Raw genomic sequence first — 16,968 nt, forward strand, 5'->3', positions numbered from 1 at the left:
GTTCGTAAGCCGTACTGCCTCTCAACCTCGACAATCCCCCCTACGGTCCTCCTCCGACGGGGCGGAGCAGGGGGGGGGGGGGGGGTTTCGCCTCCCCCCCCCCCCCCCCCCCCCCCGCCTCAGCGCCGAAAAGCGAAAAAAATCAGTGGGTACGGGTCGGACGCCGCGCGCCGAACTGCCGGTCGCCACCGGTACGCGGACGATCGCCCTGGGCGTCGGCCGGCCGGTCGTGCCGGGCAGTGCTCTCGTGCCGGTAACCGCCGCGCCGGTCGTCGGACCGCCACTCGCCACCGCCGGCCCGCCACTCGCCCGCCGGACGCCCACCGGCAGCCCGGTCACCCTGCGGCCGGTCGCCGAAGCGGCGCTCGCCCTGGGGGCGGTCACCGAAGTGACGCTCACCCTGCGGTCGGTCACCGAAGCGGCCCCCGCCCTGCGGCCGGTCACCGTAACGGCGCTCGCCCTGGGGCCGGTCGCCGTAACGCCGCTCGCCCTGCGGGCGGTCACCGTACCGGCGCTCGCCACGGGGACGATCGCTGAAACGTTCCGGCTCCACGACCACCGGCACACCGCTCGGCGCCTGGGCACCGGTCAGCTCGGCCAGCACCGCGTCGCCCGGACGAACCCGGGTCTGGGCCGGCTCGACGCCCGCCTTCTCCAGCATCGCCAGGGTGGTCCGGCGCTGCTTCGGCAGCACCAGCGTCGCCACCGCACCGGACTCACCGGCCCGTGCCGTACGGCCGGCCCGGTGCAGGTAGTCCTTCGGGTCCTTCGGCGGGTCCACGTGCACCACCAGCGAGACGCCGTCGACGTGGATGCCCCGGGCGGCCACGTCCGTGGCGACCAGGACACTCGTCCGGCCTTCCTTGAACTCGGCCAGCGTGCGGGTGCGTACCCGCTGGGTCTTGCCGCCGTGCAGCGCACCGGCGCGTACGCCGACCGCCGCGAGCTGCTCGACCAGCCGGTCCACGCCCATCTGCGTACGGGCGAACATCATCGTGCGGCCCTGCCGGGCGGCGATCGACGCGGCGATGGCGAACTTGTCGTGCGGCGGGATCAGCAGCAGGTGGTGGTCCATGGTGGACACCGCCGCGGTGGCCGGCGAGGTCGAGTGCGTCACCGGGTCGTGCATGAAGCGCCGGACCAGCGCGTCGACGTCACCGTCGAGCGTCGCCGAGAAGAGCAGCCGCTGAGCGTTCGCCGGCGTCTTGGAGAGCAGTTCGGTGACCTCGGGCAGGAAGCCCATGTCGGCCATCTGGTCGGCCTCGTCCAGCACCGTGATCTCGATCTCGTCGAGCTTGCACACGCCACGGGAGATCAGGTCGCCGAGTCGGCCCGGCGTGGCGACGATGATCTCGACGCCACGGCGCAGCGCGTCGATCTGGCGGTCGTACGGCACCCCGCCGACGGCGGTCTTGAGGAACACGCCGACCGACTTGCCCAGCGGTACGAGCGCGTCGTTGACCTGCATGGCCAGCTCGCGGGTCGGTACCAGGATGAGCGCCCGGGGGTGCAGCGGCCGGGCCCGGCCGCCGGCCGCGACGCGGGCGAGCACCGGCAGGCCGAAGGCGAGCGTCTTGCCGGAGCCGGTCTGGCCCCGACCGAGTACGTCCCGGCCGGCCAGTGCGTCCGGCACGGTCGCCTGCTGGATCTCGAACGGGGTGCTGATGCCCTCCCGGTTGAGGGCCCGGACGAGCTGGTGCGGCAGGCCGAGCGCCGCGAAGTCACGGACCGCGACCGGTACGTCGGCAGCGGGGTTCACGGCCGCGAAGTCACGGACCGCGACCGGTGCGTCGGCAGCGGGGTTCACGGCTTCGGGTACGTCGCCTGCGGGGATTACGGCGTCGACCGGCTCGGCCGCGGGGGTCACGGCGTCGACCGGTCCGTCGGCGGTGGTCGGCTCGGTCGCCGACACCTCGTCTGCCGGCGGCACCTGGTCCACCGGGGAGTCCTGCGCGACGGGGGCGAGCTGTTCGGTGGTGTCGACCGAGTCGAAGACGGACGGGAACGTGCTGGGATCAGCGAAGGGCGTCAAGAAAAACCTCTCAAGCGGGGCGCATCTTCGCGAATGGCCCGCTGCGGCAACGTCCGCCGCTGAATCGCCCGCAAGATCGCCCAGGGGCGCGCTTTGTGCGCGCCAGGTCAGTAATCGCGTCAAGTGTACGGCTTGTCGGCGAGGCCGCCATCGACCGACCCCGGTCAGTGGGCAGGGTCACCCACCCGGCAACCGGTCGGATCCAACGCCACGGCCAGCGTGGATGCCCCGCCGGACCCCTGCTCAGCTCCCGAGAAGCCCGCCGAAGATGGCGCTGAACGTGTCCCCGGCGGCGAACACCACGAGCAGACCGATCGCCACGAGTACGGCGAGACCGGCGGCCAGCACCCCGATCATCTTCCCGGTGCCCGCGTTCGACGCCGGTGAATCCGTCCAGCCCTGGGCCAGGATGTGCCCGGTCAGCGAACCGGTGTTCTCCACCGGGTTGCCGATCGGGATGGCGACCGTCATGTCCGCCGGTGGCGGGCTGTCCGGCCCGCCGTACACCGTCCCCCGGCCGCCGCCGCGCTGGTCCGGTGCCGTCCTGTGGTCCGTTGCCGGCAGCCGGATCACCTGGGTGGCGTCGCTGGGTGGTGCGGTGGTGATGACCTGCGTGGCCTCGGTGGGTGGTGCGGTGGTGATGACCTGCGTGGCCTCGCTGGGTGGTGCGGTGGTGATGACCTGGGTGCCCTCGGCGGGCGGTGCGCTGGTGATGACCTGCGTGGCCTCGGTGGGTGGTGCGGTGGTGATCACTTGGGTGGCCTCGGTGGGTGGTGCGGTGGTCGGCTGGGCGGTGAGCGCGGACGGCGTGACGCTCGACGGGCGGGCGGTGCTGGTCGGCTGGCTGACTGCGGGCGGCGCCGACGCCGGGTGCGACGGGGCGGTCATCGCGGGCGGTGGCGGAAACGGCGGCACCGGTGCAGGTACGGGCGGTCCGGGCGGTACCGGTGGAGCCGGCGGTACCGGACCCGGTCCGGGAGGCGGCGGCGTCGGTAGGGGCGGCGTCGGTCCCGGTAGGGGCGGCGTCGGTGCGGGGACCGGGGGCGTGGGAAACGGCGCCGGTACCGGTCCGGGGCCGGGCGGACTCGGCGGCGCGGGCTTGGGCGGCTCCGCGGGCTTGGGCGGCTCCGCCGGGTCCGGCGGCCGGGGCGGGGTGGGCGGTTCGACCGGCCCGGCCTGCTCGACCACCGTGGCGTCATCCGGTACGCCCTGCTCGCCCGCTACGGCGTTGTCCGACGCGGCCTGCTCGACGGGAGCGCCTTGCTCGACCGAAACGGCCTGCTCGACCGGAACGGCACTTTCGGACGGGGCCGTTGCTTCGGACGGGTTCGATGCTGCTTCGGACCGCGTTGGTGCGGCTTCGGACGGGGTTGGTGCGGCAGACTCGCCGGCCCGGTACACCTTCGCCCGGCCGCTGGGTGTCGAGACGTCACCGGCACGCTCGTCGGCCGGAACCGGGGCCGCGTCGGGCACGGCGGCACTGGCCCGCACGCTGCCGTCGCCGAGCAGCCCGGATCGCTGCGGCGGGATCACGTACCGGACCGTCGGGCCGGGCTTCGGCGCTGCGGCGGGAGCGGGCGGGGTGTCCTTCGGCTCCGGCTGTTGCCGTGGGCCGAACGCCGACCAGGGCACGTCCTCCTGCGGTGGCTTCGGCGTACGGCGTTGCAGCGGTGTGCCGGCCGGAGCCAGGCGTACCGGGGCGGGTTGCGCGGCTGCGGTATCCGTACCCGCCGGTTCGGCCGCCCGGTACGTGGTGCCCGCCGGTACGGCCACGCTGTCCCGCGCGGCCGCCGGTGGGGGCGCGGACTCGTCGGGCGCCGGTTCGGGCACGGCGCGACCCACCGGTGACGGAGGCGGTGTGCTGGTGTCCTCAGCCGCGTCCGGTGGTGTCGTGGTCAGGGTCCCGCTCCCCGAACCGATCGAATCCACCGTTGGCGGTGCCTGCTTTTCAGCCATCGTTGCCTCCCGCGCCCGCACCCGCGCCCGGACCGGTGGCGCCGGACCGGGTGTGCCCTCGATCCTCACCGTGCCACATCCGGGCACGAGCGGACAGTCGGAGCCTGTTGTCCGGTTCGAACCGACGCGAGATCAGGCCGTTCGCCCGGATTCTGGCGAACCCGCCGGGCGGCGGGTCCAACGGAATCCGGGCTCGGTCGGATCGGCCCTAGTTGGTGCTCGGCGTCGCACCGGCCGTTGCCGGTGGTGTGGTGCGTGCGGGTGTGGTGGGCGCCGGCACGCTGGCCGTGGTCGCCTCGGGAACGTCCGGCTCCTCCGGGGTGGTGTCCGGCGGTTCGGACGTCGGCGGCGGCGGGGTGGTGGGCGGCGGCGGTTCGCTGGTGGGCGGCGGCTCGGTGGGCGGCGGCGGGGTGGTGGCCGGCGGGGTGGTTGCCGGCGGTGTCGTGGCCGGTGGGGTGGTCGCCGGTGGGGTGGTGGCCGGCGGGGTGGTCGGTGGCTTCGTGGTCGGCGGCGGGGTGGTGGCCGGCGGAGGCGTCGTGGGGCTGGTGTTCGGGGCGGCCACGGCGGGGAAGACCCGGGTAGCGGCGTAGAACCGGGACCACCAGACCGTGGACACCTTCACCACGTCACCCGAGTTCGGGGCGTGCACCATCTTGCCGCCGCCGATATACATCGCGACGTGGTGCACCGTGGTCCAACTCGTGCCGGACGCAAAGAAGATCATGTCGCCGGGGAGCAGCGAGTAACGGTCGACCGACTGGCTGCGGGTGGTGTAGTACTGGTCCTTCGCCACTCGGGCCAGGGTCGTGCCGACGCTGCGGTACGCCGCGTACATCAGGCCGGAGCAGTCGAACTGGTCCGGACCCTCGGCCGCCCAGACGTACGGGTCGCCCCGCTGGGCGAGCGCGTACTGCACCGCCTTCAGCGCGTTCGGGTTGGCGACCTTGCCGGCCACGCTGTCGCCGGTGCCCACGCCGCTCGGGCTGAGTTGCTGCTCAGCGGCCTCCCGAACCCGCTCGATCTCGGCGAGCTGGTCGGCGTTGTCCCGCTTCAGCTTCAGCAGGTCGGTTTCGAACTGCTTGTAGGCGGCTTCCTTCGTGGTGAACAGGGTCGCCGCGTTCGCCGCCGCGGTCGTGGCGGCCAACTGCGCTTCCCGCGCGGCCTGCTCCCCGGTCCGGGCGCGGGCCAGCTCGCGGGCGGGCGCGATGCTGTCCGCACCGGACTGCTCGCCCTTCTGCAACCGGCTGAGCGCGCCCAGGCCGTGCAGGTCGGAGCCGAGCGCGCCCGGCGGGAGCCCGGCCGCGTCCTTGAACGCCTCGGCCGCCGCCGCGTCGGCCGCCGCCTGAGCCAGGGTCAACTGCTCGTGCGCGGTCTTCCACTCGGCGTCCGCCGTGACCAGTTGGCCGGCGGCGGTGTCGCGATCCGCGCGTAGCTGGAGTAACTCCTCGCCCATCAGGGCGAGCTGGGTCTCCTTCGCCTGGATCTGGGTGGCGAGCGGGCCGTTCAGCAGCGGCGGCAGCGGGGTCTGGGGGCCGGTCGAGCCGGGCGCGGTGGCGCCGGGCAGCAGCAGTGCGCCGGCAACCGCCGGCCGGGAGCCGATGTCGGGGACGTTGGTCGGCCGGGCCGGATCGGCGTAGACCGGACTGGCGAAGGCGAACGCGACCGCCGCGCTCAGCAGCGCGGACCAGGCCAGCGGCCGTAGTACCGGACTGATCAGCGGTCGTCTGCGTCGCCTCGGTCGGATGCCCGTCTTTTTTGCCATTCCGCTCCCCATCCAGCATCAAGGGCCCCGCAGCGTTGGCTCCGGTGCCCTCGTGTCCGGCGATGTGCCCGGCGTCCCACTTTTGTCTACCGCACCGCAGCAAGGAAGTCGATTGGAGCGGGGGTAACAAGAGCCTGAGAGTCTGGTGACAGCCGGACATCCGGTGAACTACGTCGCTGTCGGCCGGCCGTCCGGGTGACGGCGCCGGGACCCACGTAGGCTCGATGCCGGATCGCAAGGGAAGGGACGGGCCCCGACATGGACGCCGGACGCAAGCGCGAGCTGGAAGAGAAGGTCTACGCCGGGGAGCGGCTCAGCCGCCAGGACGGCGAGGACCTCTACGACAGTGACGATCTGGCGTGGCTGGGCCGGCTGGCCCATCACCGCCGGACGGAGAGCAACGGCGACCGGGTGATGTTCAACGTCAACCGGCACCTGAACCTGACCAACGTCTGCAGCGCCTCGTGTGCGTACTGCTCGTTCCAGCGCAAGCCGGGCGAGAAGGACGCGTACACGATGCGGATCGAAGAGGCCGTACGCAAGGCCAAGGAGATGCAGGACGAGCAGCTCACCGAGTTGCACATCGTGAACGGGCTGCACCCGACCCTGCCGTGGCGCTACTACCCGAAGGTGCTGCGCGAGCTCAAGGCCGCGCTGCCCGACGTGAAGCTGAAGGCGTTCACCGCGACCGAGGTGCAGTGGTTCGAGAAGATCAGCGGGCTGCCGGCGGACGAGATCCTGGACGAGCTGATCGACGCCGGGCTGGAGTCGCTCACCGGCGGCGGCGCGGAGATCTTCGACTGGGAGGTCCGGCAGCACATCGTGGACCACGCCTGCCACTGGGAGGACTGGTCGCGGATCCACCGGCTGGCCCACTCGAAGGGCCTGCGTACCCCGTCGACCATGCTCTACGGGCACATCGAGGAGCCCCGGCACCGGGTCGACCACGTCCTGCGGCTGCGCGAGTTGCAGGACGAGACCGGTGGCTTCACGGTCTTCATCCCGCTGCGCTACCAGCACGACTTCGTCGACTCCGCGGACGGCAAGATCCGTAACCGGATCCAGGCGCAGACCACGATGGCGTCCCCGGCCGAGTCGCTGAAGACCTTCGCCGTCTCCCGGCTGCTCTTCGACAACGTGCCGCACGTGAAGTGCTTCTGGGTGATGCACGGGCTGTCGGTGGCCCAGTTGTCGCTCAACTTCGGCGTGGACGACCTGGACGGCTCGGTGGTCGAATACAAGATCACCCACGACGCCGACTCGTACGGCACTCCGAGCACGATGCACCGCGACGACCTGCTGCACCTGATCTGGGACGCTGGATTCCAGCCGGTCGAGCGGGACACCCGGTACAACGTCGTCCGCGAGTACGACCGCCCGCCGACCCTGGCCCAGCGCCGGGCGGAGCCGCAGCAGGTCTGGGCCTGATCCCACCCGCGTTCCGCCGTTCACCTGTTGTGTGTCCGGCGCGTGGATGTGATTGCTCCGGCGGTCGCCCCGGCTGAATAGACCCGTCGGTGTGAATCGACCCCGAACCCGCCTCGTATCCGCTGCACTCTCGACGGTCGTGGCGACCGTGGCCTGCCTGCTCTCGGCCGGGCCGGCGGTCGCCGCGCCGCTGGGCACCGTACGGCTGTCGCAGAGCAGCGGCACCGTCGACGCGACCCCGATCTTCGCCAGCGCCACCGCCTCCGCCGCCTGCCCCACCGGCTACGGCACCAACGCCCAGGTACGGATCGGTCCGCCCGCCGGTCCGTTCGCCAACGTGGTCAAGCCGCTGAGCGCCGGTGGCTACGACCGGAACGCGGTCACCGCCCAGCCGAACCGCTCGTTCCTCACCGCGCTCGGCAACACCCCGCCCGTCGACGGCGAGTGGTGGGTGGTCGTCGAGTGCTTCAGCGAGACCCTCGGCATGCACCCGGACCGGTTCGTCACGCCGATCACCGTCTCCGGCCGGCAGTGGCGGGTCGGCCCGCCGGCCGGCGGCGCACCGGTGAGCACCCCCACGCCGTCGGCGTCGGGCCCGGCGGTGCCCACCGACCCGGCCACCGCGCCACCGGCCGCCCCGGCGGGCGCCGATCCGACGCCCACCGGATCGACCGAGCCCCGGCTGACCGGTGGCTTCCGGATCGGGTCGGCGTCGTTCGCCAACGTCTGGTGGATTCTGGGGCTGGTCGGCGTACTCGCGGTTGTCGGTGCCGTCTCCCTGGCCGCCCGTCGCCGCCCCTCCGGCGGTACGCGCAACCGGTAGCGATCTGGCGACTTCTTCCTATTCGCGCCGTAAAACATTTGCGGTGGGATTTGTTCGGGGACCTAATCGGTCTTTATCCGTCCGCGATGCCGACCGCTCCGCCAATCGGTGTTCGATCTTGGACGAAAGCATGACATGGAAATACGTGTTGTTCACGTGCTGCACGTCTGGCGTGAGCGGACGGCTGCTTACGCGGTCACCGGTCGTGTCGACGCTGTCCCAACAGCTGGCCTTTGGGGAGGCGGTCAAGGCGGCAACCGTACGCGGACCTCGTGTACCGGCCCGTCAGCAGCTATGGAAGGGATCAGGGTGCAGCGTCCACGCTTCGTGTTCCTTGCCGCGCCGATGCCCGAGAGTCAGGGCGGGCCGACGGTGGAGGGCATCCTCTGGATGTTGGTTTCGCCCAACAACCGACAACTGGGTCGCGGGACCAGATATCACGAGGTCTACGCCGATTGTCGGCAGTCGGTGCTCGACCTACAGGGCAATTTCCACCGGATCACCACCACCGAAACGTCGGTCGAACGGACCGGACAGTGGATCTGGCGCATCGACGTCGACCGCATCACCATCGCCGTCTCCAGCCGGTCGTACCTGCGCGCCCGTGAGTGCACGTACAACCTGGACCGGTTCCTGGAGGCCGTGCCGCAGGCCGAGATCGTGGCCGGGGCGCGCAGTGCCCGACGGGGTCGGCCCCGGCCGGTGGCGGCGGAACCGCTGCCGGAGGCCCGGGTCCGCTCGCTCGGCTCCCGGCTGGCGCCCGGACCGGTCACCCCGACGTACCGGCCGACCAACCGGGTTGCCGGCGGAATGCGGGACGCGGGCTGATGGTGGTCACCGTTCCGCCCCCGCCGACCACCCGACCGCCCCGGTCGGAGGGGCCGCAGGACCGTCCGCGCCGGATCCGGTTGCGGCGCGGTCCGTCGGACCTGGTGTTCCGCGGGATCGCCCGGACCGGCGGCCTGGTGGTACTGGCGATCATGCTGCTGGTCGGGACCTTCCTGACCATCGAGGCGCTGCCCGCCGTCCGGCTGGCCGGGTTCCGGTTCCTCACCACCCAGGCCTGGGATCCGGCGGGCAACAACTTCGGGGTGGCCGGCGTACTCGTCGGCACGGTGCTGATCGGGCTGGTGGCGGTGAGCGTCGCGGTGCCACTCGCGGTCGGCACCTCGCTCTACATCTCCGAGTACGCCCCGCGCCGGATCCGGCCGGTGCTGATCAACCTGGTGGACCTGATGGCCGCCGTGCCCAGCGTCGTCTACGGCATCTGGGGGCTCTACCTCCTGCAACCGCGCCTGCTCGTCGACGGTGACCAGGGCAACGGGCTGCCCCGCTGGCTGACCACGTACTTCGGGTGGATCCCGCTGTTCCGGGTGGACGGGTACGACCCCCGCGACCCGATGTCCAGCCCGACCGCGCTCACCGCGTCGACCTTCGTCGCCGGGCTGGTGGTGGCGATGATGGTCACCCCGATCGTCGCCTCGGTGATGCGCGAGGTGTTCTCCCAGGCGCCGGTCGGTGAGCGGGAGGGTGCCTTCGCCCTCGGCGCCACCCGGTGGGGGATGATCCGCGCGGTCGTGCTGCCGTTCGGCCGTGGCGGCATGGTCGGCGGCACCATGCTGGGGCTCGGCCGGGCGCTCGGCGAGACGATCGGGGTCTTCCTCGTCATCTCCATGGTCTACGTGATCCAGCCGCACATCCTCCAGAACGGTGGCGGGTCGATCTCCGCCCTGATCGCGCTGCGCTACTCCGAGGACGCGGGCGTCGGTCTCGCCGGCCTGATGGCGGCCGGGCTGGTGCTCTTCGTCATGACCCTGATCGTCAACTTCGGCGCCGGACTGATCATCAGCCGCAGTCGATCCGGCGCGTCGAGCGACGCGTGAGGAGATCCCGGTGAGTACCAGATCAGCGGCGACCGTCGACCGGGACACCCCGGTCGCCGCCCCGACCCCCGCGACCACCCTTCCGGTACGCCCCGACGACCGGCCGCCGGCCGAACAGCGGCGCGGCACGGGCGGCGTACGACGTACCGATGTGTTCGCCGGGGTCGGCGCGGCGGTCTCCGCGCTCAGCCTGACCACGGTGATCTTCGCCCAGTTCGCGCCGTTCGACGGGGTGCTCGGTTTCGTGGCGCTCGCCTACGTCACGTTCGTCGCCAGCTACCTGCTGCTGGTCTCGCTGGACGAGTCCGGCCCGGCGGTACGCGACCGGCTGGCCGGCGTCTTCGTGCACAGCCTGGCCCTGCTGCTGCTGTTGGCGCTGGTGGTGGTCGTCGGGTTCACCTTCTGGCGGGGCCGTGAGGCGTTGTCCTACTCGAACTTCTACCTGGAGGACCTGCGGCTGACCGGCCCATTGCAGCCGCTGAGTGTCGGCGGCATCCGGCACGCCGTGGTCGGCACGCTGGAGCAGATCAGCATCGCGCTGACGATCACCGTGCCGCTCGGCGTCGTCGCCGCCGTCTTCCTCAGCGAACTGCCCGGCCCGTTCAGCCGGTTCGTCCGGACCATCGTCGAGGCGATGACCGCGCTGCCGTCGATCGTCGCCGGCCTGTTCATCTACGCCACGGTCATCCTCAGCCTCGGGGTCAAGCTGTCCGGCTTCGCCGCCGCGCTGGCGCTGAGCGTGATGATGCTGCCGATCATCATCCGGGCCGCGGACGTGGTCATCCGGCTGGTGCCGGGCACACTGCGGGAGGCGTCGCTGGCGCTGGGCGCGTCCCAGTGGCGCACCATCTGGCACGTCGTGCTGCCGACCGCCCGGTCCGGCATCACCACCGCGGTCATCCTGGGCACCGCGCGCGGCATCGGCGAGACCTCACCGGTGCTGCTCACCGCCGGTTTCACCGCGAGCACCAACTTCGACCCGACCAACAACCCGCAGGTGTCGCTGCCGCTGGTCACGTTCGAACTGGCCAAGCAGGGCGACCAGGGCATGATCTCGCGGGGCTTCGGGGCGGCCGCCGTACTGATGGCGCTGGTGCTGTTCCTGTTCGTGCTGGCCCGGCTCTTCGGCGGCCGGGCCCCCGGCCAGCTCAGCCGCCGCCAGCGCCAGCGCCGGGCCCGGACCTCCCGGCGGGACGCGCGGCGGTTCGCCGCCCGCCAGCGCGACCGCGAAGCCCGTGCCGGCGAAGCCCTCCGTGCCGAACCGGTGGACGTGCCGGTCGGTGATCTCGTCGAAACCCTCGGCAGCGACAAGAGGTTGGATCAATGACAGGACGCATCTTCGGCCGCCGGCCCGGCGTGACCCGCCGGTTGGCCCGTGCCGTCGCCGCCACCGCGGCGACGGTGCTGGTCGGCCTCCTCACGCCGGCCGTGCCGGCGGCGCCCGCGATGGCCAGGGCCCCGCAGTACGTGCAGATCAACGGCGGTGGCTCGACCTGGAGTGGTCGGGCGATCGACCAGTGGCGGCGGGAGATCCTGGTCCGCAAGGGCATCAACGTCAGCTACGCGCAGTCCGGCTCGACCACCGGCCGGTCCACCTTTGCCGAGGGCACCGTCGACTTCGGCGTCTCGGAGATCCCGTACGGGACGAAGGACTCGTTCCAGACCCCGGACATCGCCCCGTCGCGGCGGTACGCGTACATGCCGATCGTCGCCGGTGGCACCTCGTTCATGTACAACCTGAAGATCGGCGGCCGTCGGGTGACGAACCTGCGGCTCTCCGGCGAGGTGATCGCGAAGATCTTCACCGGTGTGATCAAGCGGTGGAACGACCCGGCGATCAGGGCCGACAATCCGGGGCTCAACCTGCCGGCCCGCGCCATCGTCCCGGTGATCCGGCAGGACAGCTCCGGCACCAGCGCCCAGTTCACCCTCTGGATGAGCAAGCAGTACCCGGAGATCTGGAACGCGTACTGCCGCAAGTGGAACAAGCCGTTGCCGTGCAGCCCCACCAGCAGCTACCCGATGAACGCCAGCGAGGGCTTCATCGGGCAGAGCCTCTCCCAGGGCGTCGCCGGGTACGTCTCGCAGAGCAACGCCGAGGGCGCGATCACCTACGTCGAGTACTCGTACGCCAAGGACGCCCGGTTCCCGGTCGCCAAGGTGCTCAACCAGGCCGGTTACTACGTCGAGCCGACCGCCTCCAACGTGGCCGTCGCGCTGACCAAGGCCCGGATCAACCAGAGCCGGGGGCCGGACTTCCTGACCCAGATCCTCGACGACGTCTACAAGTTCAACGACCCGCGTACGTACCCGCTGTCGTCGTACTCGTACATGGTCCTCCCGGTCGACCAGGTCCAGCTCCCGATGACCGAGAACAAGGGCTACACCCTCGCCGAGTTCGCCTACTACTTCCTCTGCGAGGGCCAGCAGCAGGCCGAGGACCTCGGCTACTCGCCGCTGCCGAAGAACCTCGTCGACGCCGCCATCAACCAGGTGCACCGGATTCCCGGCGGAGTGGACCGGAACATCGACGTGGTCGGCTGCAACAACCCGACCTTCGACCGCAGCGGCACCAACACCCTGCTCACCAAGGCCCCCCAACCGTCCGCCTGTGACAAACGCGGCCCGACGCAGAATCCGGCCGGTACCGCCGGAGCCCGCGACGACACCCCGGTCCTCCCGGCCGCCGCCTGCAGAGGAAACGCCGGCACCGGCACCGCCGGGCCGGGAGCCACCACCGGTCCGACGGCCAGCGCCGGCCCCACCGCCTCGGCCGTACCGGTCGACCCGGCCACCGGTACGGGGACCGACACCGGCAACGGAAGCGGCGATGGTGGCGACGGTGAGCAGGTGCTGGCGGTGCCGGTGTCGCTCGACGGCGAGGGCGGTTGGCGGCTGCGGCACACCATGATGCTCCTCGCCGGAGTGCTGCTGGTCGGTCTGGTCGTCGGACCGCCGCTGCTGGCCAACACGCTGCGGCGCGGGCACGACTCGGACACCGGGGGCGACCGGTGACGCCGCCCGCCCGCCCGCTGTCCCGGCGGGTCACCGCCCTTGCGGTGCTGCTGGTCGCCGTCGGCGCGCTCTGCGTCGTACCGCCGACCGCCGTGCCGGCGCGCGGTGCGGTGATCACCGACGCCACCGGGGACGACGACGGCTCGGCGGTCACCGTGCACGGCCGCAAGCAGGGCTACGAGGACTTCAGCGGTCTCGCGATCACCGTGTCCCAGACCCGTGACCTGGCTAACCAGGCGATCACGGTCTCCTGGTCGGGGGCGACGCCGACCCCGCAGCGGCCGCTCGGGGTCGACTTCCTCCAGATCATGCAGTGCTGGGGGAACCCGAACGACCCGGCGGACCCGAGCGGCGCCCTCTTCCGGGAGACCTGCCAGTTCGGCATGAACATCGACGCGCCCGCCCGACCGGGCTCCGAGGGCGGCACCCAACCCACCAGCAACCTCGCCGGCCGGCGCAGTCTCGAATGGAGCGTCCCCAGCGACTACCCGCCCCGCGACCGCGACGGCGAGATCCTGCCCACCGACGCCCGAATGGTCCCGTTCCGTACGGTGACCGGCGACCGCAGTCGCGACGGCAGCGCCGGCAGCGAGTACGAGCAGGTGCCGGTCCCGAACAACCCCGACCTCACCCGCCCCGAAACCGATGTCGACGTGCTGCGGGAGTACTTCTCCGAAGCGTCGACGAACGAGTACCCGTACGCGGTGACCGCCGCCGACGGCACCGGTCGGGCCGTCTTCGAGGTGCAGAACGCCAACCTCTCCCCGCACCTGGGCTGCGGCACCGGCTACGTCGTGAACGGCGAGAACCGGCCGTCCCGACCCTGCTCACTGGTGATCGTCCCGCGCGGGCACCACCAGCCGTACACCGGTGAGGACGTCTCCCGCACCGGCTCGGTGCACGGCAGCCCGTTCGTCCCGGCGCTCTGGCAGCACCGGATCGTCGTACCGCTGGAGTTCCAGCCGGTGGGGGAACCCTGCTCGGGTGGCCCGGCGGCCCGGCGGATCAACGGCGCCGAGGTGGGCGCCCAGGCGCTCACCTCGTGGCGGCCCACCGTCTGCGCCAACGCCGGCCCGAACTTCAGCTACACCGTGGTCGGCGACTTCGAGGCGGCGGACCAGTTGCGCAGCGCCTCGGAGTCCGCGCCCGGCCTGGTACTCAGCGGCGACCCGGTGCCGACCACCGAGGCCGAGCCGGCGCTCGTGCACGCGCCGGTGACACTCAGCAGCATCGTCATCGCGACGAACGTCGACGTCAACCTGGTCGACCCGAACGAGGCCAGCGGGCCGATCCCGCCCGAGGTGGCGACCCAGCGGGGACTGGCGCTGAGCGATCTGAAACTCACCCCGCGCCTGCTGGCCAAACTGCTCACCCAGAGCTACCTGCTCGATGCGAAGTCCGGTGTGCCCGCGACCAATCCGCAGAGCATCCGGTACGACGAGGAGTTCCTCACCCTGAACCCGCTGTTCCGCTACTGGGACGCGAAGAAGTCGGCCACGTTGAACGGCCTGATGTTCTCGTACGGCAGCACGGTCGCCGCCCGCGAGGTCTGGCGCTGGCTGTGGAGCGATCCGGAGGCACGGGCCTGGCTGGAGGGGAACGCCGACGAGGACGACATGGTGATCAACGAGGCGTACCGGGGGGTGTTCGCCGCCGGGCTGCCCGAGTCGTTCCCGAAACTCGACTCCGCCTGCACCTCCGAGATCGACCCGCTCGGCGAGGAACACACGCACTGCGGGATCGACCTGCGGCCGTACCTGACCTCGATGAGCGAGTCGGCGTTGCAGACCCTGCGGGCGGACGTGAAGGGGACCAGTTCCTTCTTCAACCGGTTGAGCACGTCGACCAGCTACGGCTACGAGAAGATCCCCCGGCAGTCGGTCGGCACCCGGTTCGCGATGTCGGTGACGGACTCCGCCTCCGCCGGCCGGTACGGGCTGGCCACCGCCCAGCTCTGCAAGCCCCGGCGAGACGTGATCGGAACCCTGCTGCCGTCGACCGACTGCCGGGGCGCGAGCAACGCGGCGATGACCACCGCCGCGTCCACCGCCGTGGACAGCCGCGTTACCGGCGTACGCGTGATCGACCCGATCCGGGCCTGGTCGACGGCGGGCGCGTACCCGTTGACGACGATCACGTACGCGATCGGCGACACCAGTGACCCGGCCGAGGCCCGGCGGGACTACGCCCGGCTGCTGCGGTACGCCGTCGGCTCCGGCCAGCAGTCGGGACCCGACATCGGGCAGTTGCCCGCCGGTTACGTACCGCTCCCGGCCGACCTGCGCGAGCAGGCGATGGTCGCCGCCGATCGGCTGGAACGCCCGGTGGCGTCGACCACCGCCACCACCCCGGCGCCGTCACCGACCGGCGCGAGCGCCACCACGCCGGCCACCGTGCCGAACGCGGGCAACCCGCCGTCGGCCGTCGCCACACCCGCGCCGACGCCACCGCCGGCCGCGTTACCGGCCGCCCAGTCGACGCCGGGCAGCCCGCTCGGGTCGGTCCGTTATCTGCTCGTCGCCGTTCTGCTGCTCGGTCTCGTCGGCGGGGTGGCCGGTCCGATCCTGCAACGACTCGCCACCCGGGCGAAGCCACCCGGCGGCGCGAAATGACGGGGGAAATCGCGGCACCAATTCGCGGGTTTCTGTTCATCCGGCCTAAGTGTTGGCGAGAGGAAGAACCGCAAAACGTTTGTCTGGGCGCGGTTTCGCCGCTCCGGTCGGGAACGCCACGATGATCGCGGCCCGCCTGGCATGGAGGCGAGCTTGAGTATCTTGCCCGCAGAAAGGGACAACTCATGAAGGTCAATACCATCGGCAAGGCGATGGCGGTCGGTTTCGCCGTCGCCGTGGCCATGGCCGCGATCGCCGTTCCGGCCTCCGCCGACCCGACCACGGCGGACGACTACCGCCTGCTGACCGGGGTCGGCTCGGACACCACCCAGGACGCGGCGAACGCCCTGGGCAACGTCATCGTCTCCAACGGCTCGAAGGTCGTCGCGTCCTGGGACGCGCGCGGCACCAGCCCGATCAAGACCAAGGCGGCGGCCTGCTCGTTCGTCCGGCCGAACGGCTCCGGCGCCGGCCGGCAGGCGCTGCGCGCCTCCGAGGGCGAAAACCTCGGCGGTACGCACGGCGGCCCCGGCTTCTTCAACGGCGTCGACGTCCGCGGCTGCGTCGACTTCGCCCGCTCCTCCAGCTACGGCGGTTCGAGCCCGTCGCCGACCGGCACGTACACCTACATCCCGATGGGCGTCGACGCGGTCGCGCTGGCGATCAACGCCAACAACCTCGACCTGCCGCTCAACATGTCCCTGTCCCAGGTCCAGCGGGTCTACAAGTGCTTCAGCAACAACGTCGGCGGCAACCGCGTCACCCCGCGCATGATCCAGGCCGACTCCGGCACCTGGCAGTTCTGGATCGGCCCGACCCGGATGGCGATCACCGAGGCGGAGATCAACCTCGGTGACTACCCCTGCCTGGCGGCGGACACCGACAGCAACCCGGCCACCCCGGCGGTGCCGGTGTTCCCGCGCGAGCAGGAGCACGACGGCACCCCGCTGGCCGGCAACCTCAACCACGTCATCCCGTTCTCGGCCGCGCAGTTCATCGCACAGACCAACCGCGCCTCGATCCAGACCCTGACCGGGGTGGCCGTGGCCGACCGGCGCGGCCCGGCGCTGCTGACCGGCATGAGCACCACCACCCAGTCCGCCACCCAGCCGATCGTCGGCGGGCGGCTGAACACCAACTTCCCGATGCGGCGGGACGTCTACAACGTCGTACCGACCGCCGACCTGGCCAACCCGCTGATCGCCAGCACCTTCGTCGGTGCCGGCTCGGCGGTCTGCACCGCCAGCGTGAACGACGGCGGCACCCAGCGCAACGTGGTCGAGCTGCTCGGCTTCGGGCAGCGGGCCACCACCGTCAACGCCCTCGAAGCGGCCTGCGGCTACACCGACCTGCGGGCCAACAGCTAGTTCCGGCACAGCCCCGGGGGGGGGGGGGGGGGGGGGGGGAGGGGGGGGGGGGGGGGGGGAGGGGGGGGGGGGGGGGGGAGGGGGGAGGGG

The 16,968-nt window shown here is 71.7% G+C and carries 11 protein-coding genes; 8 read left to right on the top strand and 3 right to left on the bottom strand.

The features are described 5' to 3' along the window. Positions 1–142: 142 nt before the first annotated feature. The 3 genes from ACZ6QQ_RS14260 to ACZ6QQ_RS14270 all read right to left on the bottom strand — a co-directional run bounded on the left by ACZ6QQ_RS14260 (position 143) and on the right by ACZ6QQ_RS14270 (position 5,750). Positions 143–1,759: a DEAD/DEAH box helicase gene (locus ACZ6QQ_RS14260; RefSeq protein WP_465876796.1), complete on the bottom strand. Its 1,617-nt coding sequence runs from the start codon at positions 1,757–1,759 to the stop codon at positions 143–145. Between the two features lie 516 nt (positions 1,760–2,275). Beyond that, a complete protein-coding gene (locus ACZ6QQ_RS14265) occupies positions 2,276–3,988 on the bottom strand; it encodes a hypothetical protein (RefSeq protein WP_465876520.1) in 1,713 nt (570 codons plus the stop codon). Positions 3,989–4,196: 208 nt separating this feature from the next. After that, positions 4,197–5,750 carry a C40 family peptidase gene (locus ACZ6QQ_RS14270; protein WP_465876522.1) on the bottom strand — a complete coding sequence of 518 codons (1,554 nt, stop codon included), beginning with the start codon at positions 5,748–5,750 and terminating at the stop codon, positions 4,197–4,199. A 258-nt stretch (positions 5,751–6,008) separates the two neighbouring features. On the opposite strand from ACZ6QQ_RS14270, the gene mqnE reads away from it, so the two are divergent. The 8 genes from mqnE to ACZ6QQ_RS14310 all read left to right on the top strand — a co-directional run bounded on the left by mqnE (position 6,009) and on the right by ACZ6QQ_RS14310 (position 16,878). Beyond that, positions 6,009–7,178 carry an aminofutalosine synthase MqnE gene (gene mqnE, locus ACZ6QQ_RS14275; protein ID WP_465876524.1) on the top strand — a complete coding sequence of 390 codons (1,170 nt, stop codon included), beginning with the start codon at positions 6,009–6,011 and terminating at the stop codon, positions 7,176–7,178. 139 nt (positions 7,179–7,317) lie between these two features. Continuing rightward, positions 7,318–8,001 carry a hypothetical protein gene (locus tag ACZ6QQ_RS14280; RefSeq protein WP_465876525.1) on the top strand — a complete coding sequence of 228 codons (684 nt, stop codon included), beginning with the start codon at positions 7,318–7,320 and terminating at the stop codon, positions 7,999–8,001. A gap of 309 nt (positions 8,002–8,310) precedes the next feature. After that, entirely contained in the window at positions 8,311–8,829 is a 519-nt protein-coding gene (locus tag ACZ6QQ_RS14285; protein ID WP_465876526.1) for a hypothetical protein, read from the top strand. Continuing rightward, complete coding sequence (gene pstC / locus ACZ6QQ_RS14290; RefSeq protein WP_465876527.1) at positions 8,829–9,884, top strand: phosphate ABC transporter permease subunit PstC; 1,056 nt, start codon at positions 8,829–8,831, stop codon at positions 9,882–9,884. Before ACZ6QQ_RS14285 ends, pstC begins: the two co-directional genes overlap by 1 nt. 10 nt (positions 9,885–9,894) lie before the next feature. Then, complete coding sequence (pstA, locus tag ACZ6QQ_RS14295) at positions 9,895–11,211, top strand: phosphate ABC transporter permease PstA (protein ID WP_465876528.1); 1,317 nt, start codon at positions 9,895–9,897, stop codon at positions 11,209–11,211. Next, the gene (locus ACZ6QQ_RS14300; RefSeq protein ID WP_465876530.1) at positions 11,208–12,899 is read left to right on the top strand and encodes a phosphate ABC transporter substrate-binding protein PstS; all 1,692 of its coding nucleotides are present in this window, start codon (positions 11,208–11,210) and stop codon (positions 12,897–12,899) included. Before pstA ends, ACZ6QQ_RS14300 begins: the two co-directional genes overlap by 4 nt. Then, positions 12,896–15,511 (top strand): hypothetical protein, encoded by a 2,616-nt coding sequence (locus tag ACZ6QQ_RS14305; RefSeq protein ID WP_465876532.1) that lies wholly within the window; start codon positions 12,896–12,898, stop codon positions 15,509–15,511. The genes ACZ6QQ_RS14300 and ACZ6QQ_RS14305 overlap by 4 nt, the downstream gene beginning before the upstream one ends. A 185-nt stretch (positions 15,512–15,696) precedes the next feature. After that, positions 15,697–16,878: a hypothetical protein gene (locus ACZ6QQ_RS14310; RefSeq protein WP_465876533.1), complete on the top strand. Its 1,182-nt coding sequence runs from the start codon at positions 15,697–15,699 to the stop codon at positions 16,876–16,878. Positions 16,879–16,968: the final 90 nt, after the last annotated feature.

Source organism: Micromonospora sp. NPDC049529 (assembly GCF_055586685.1).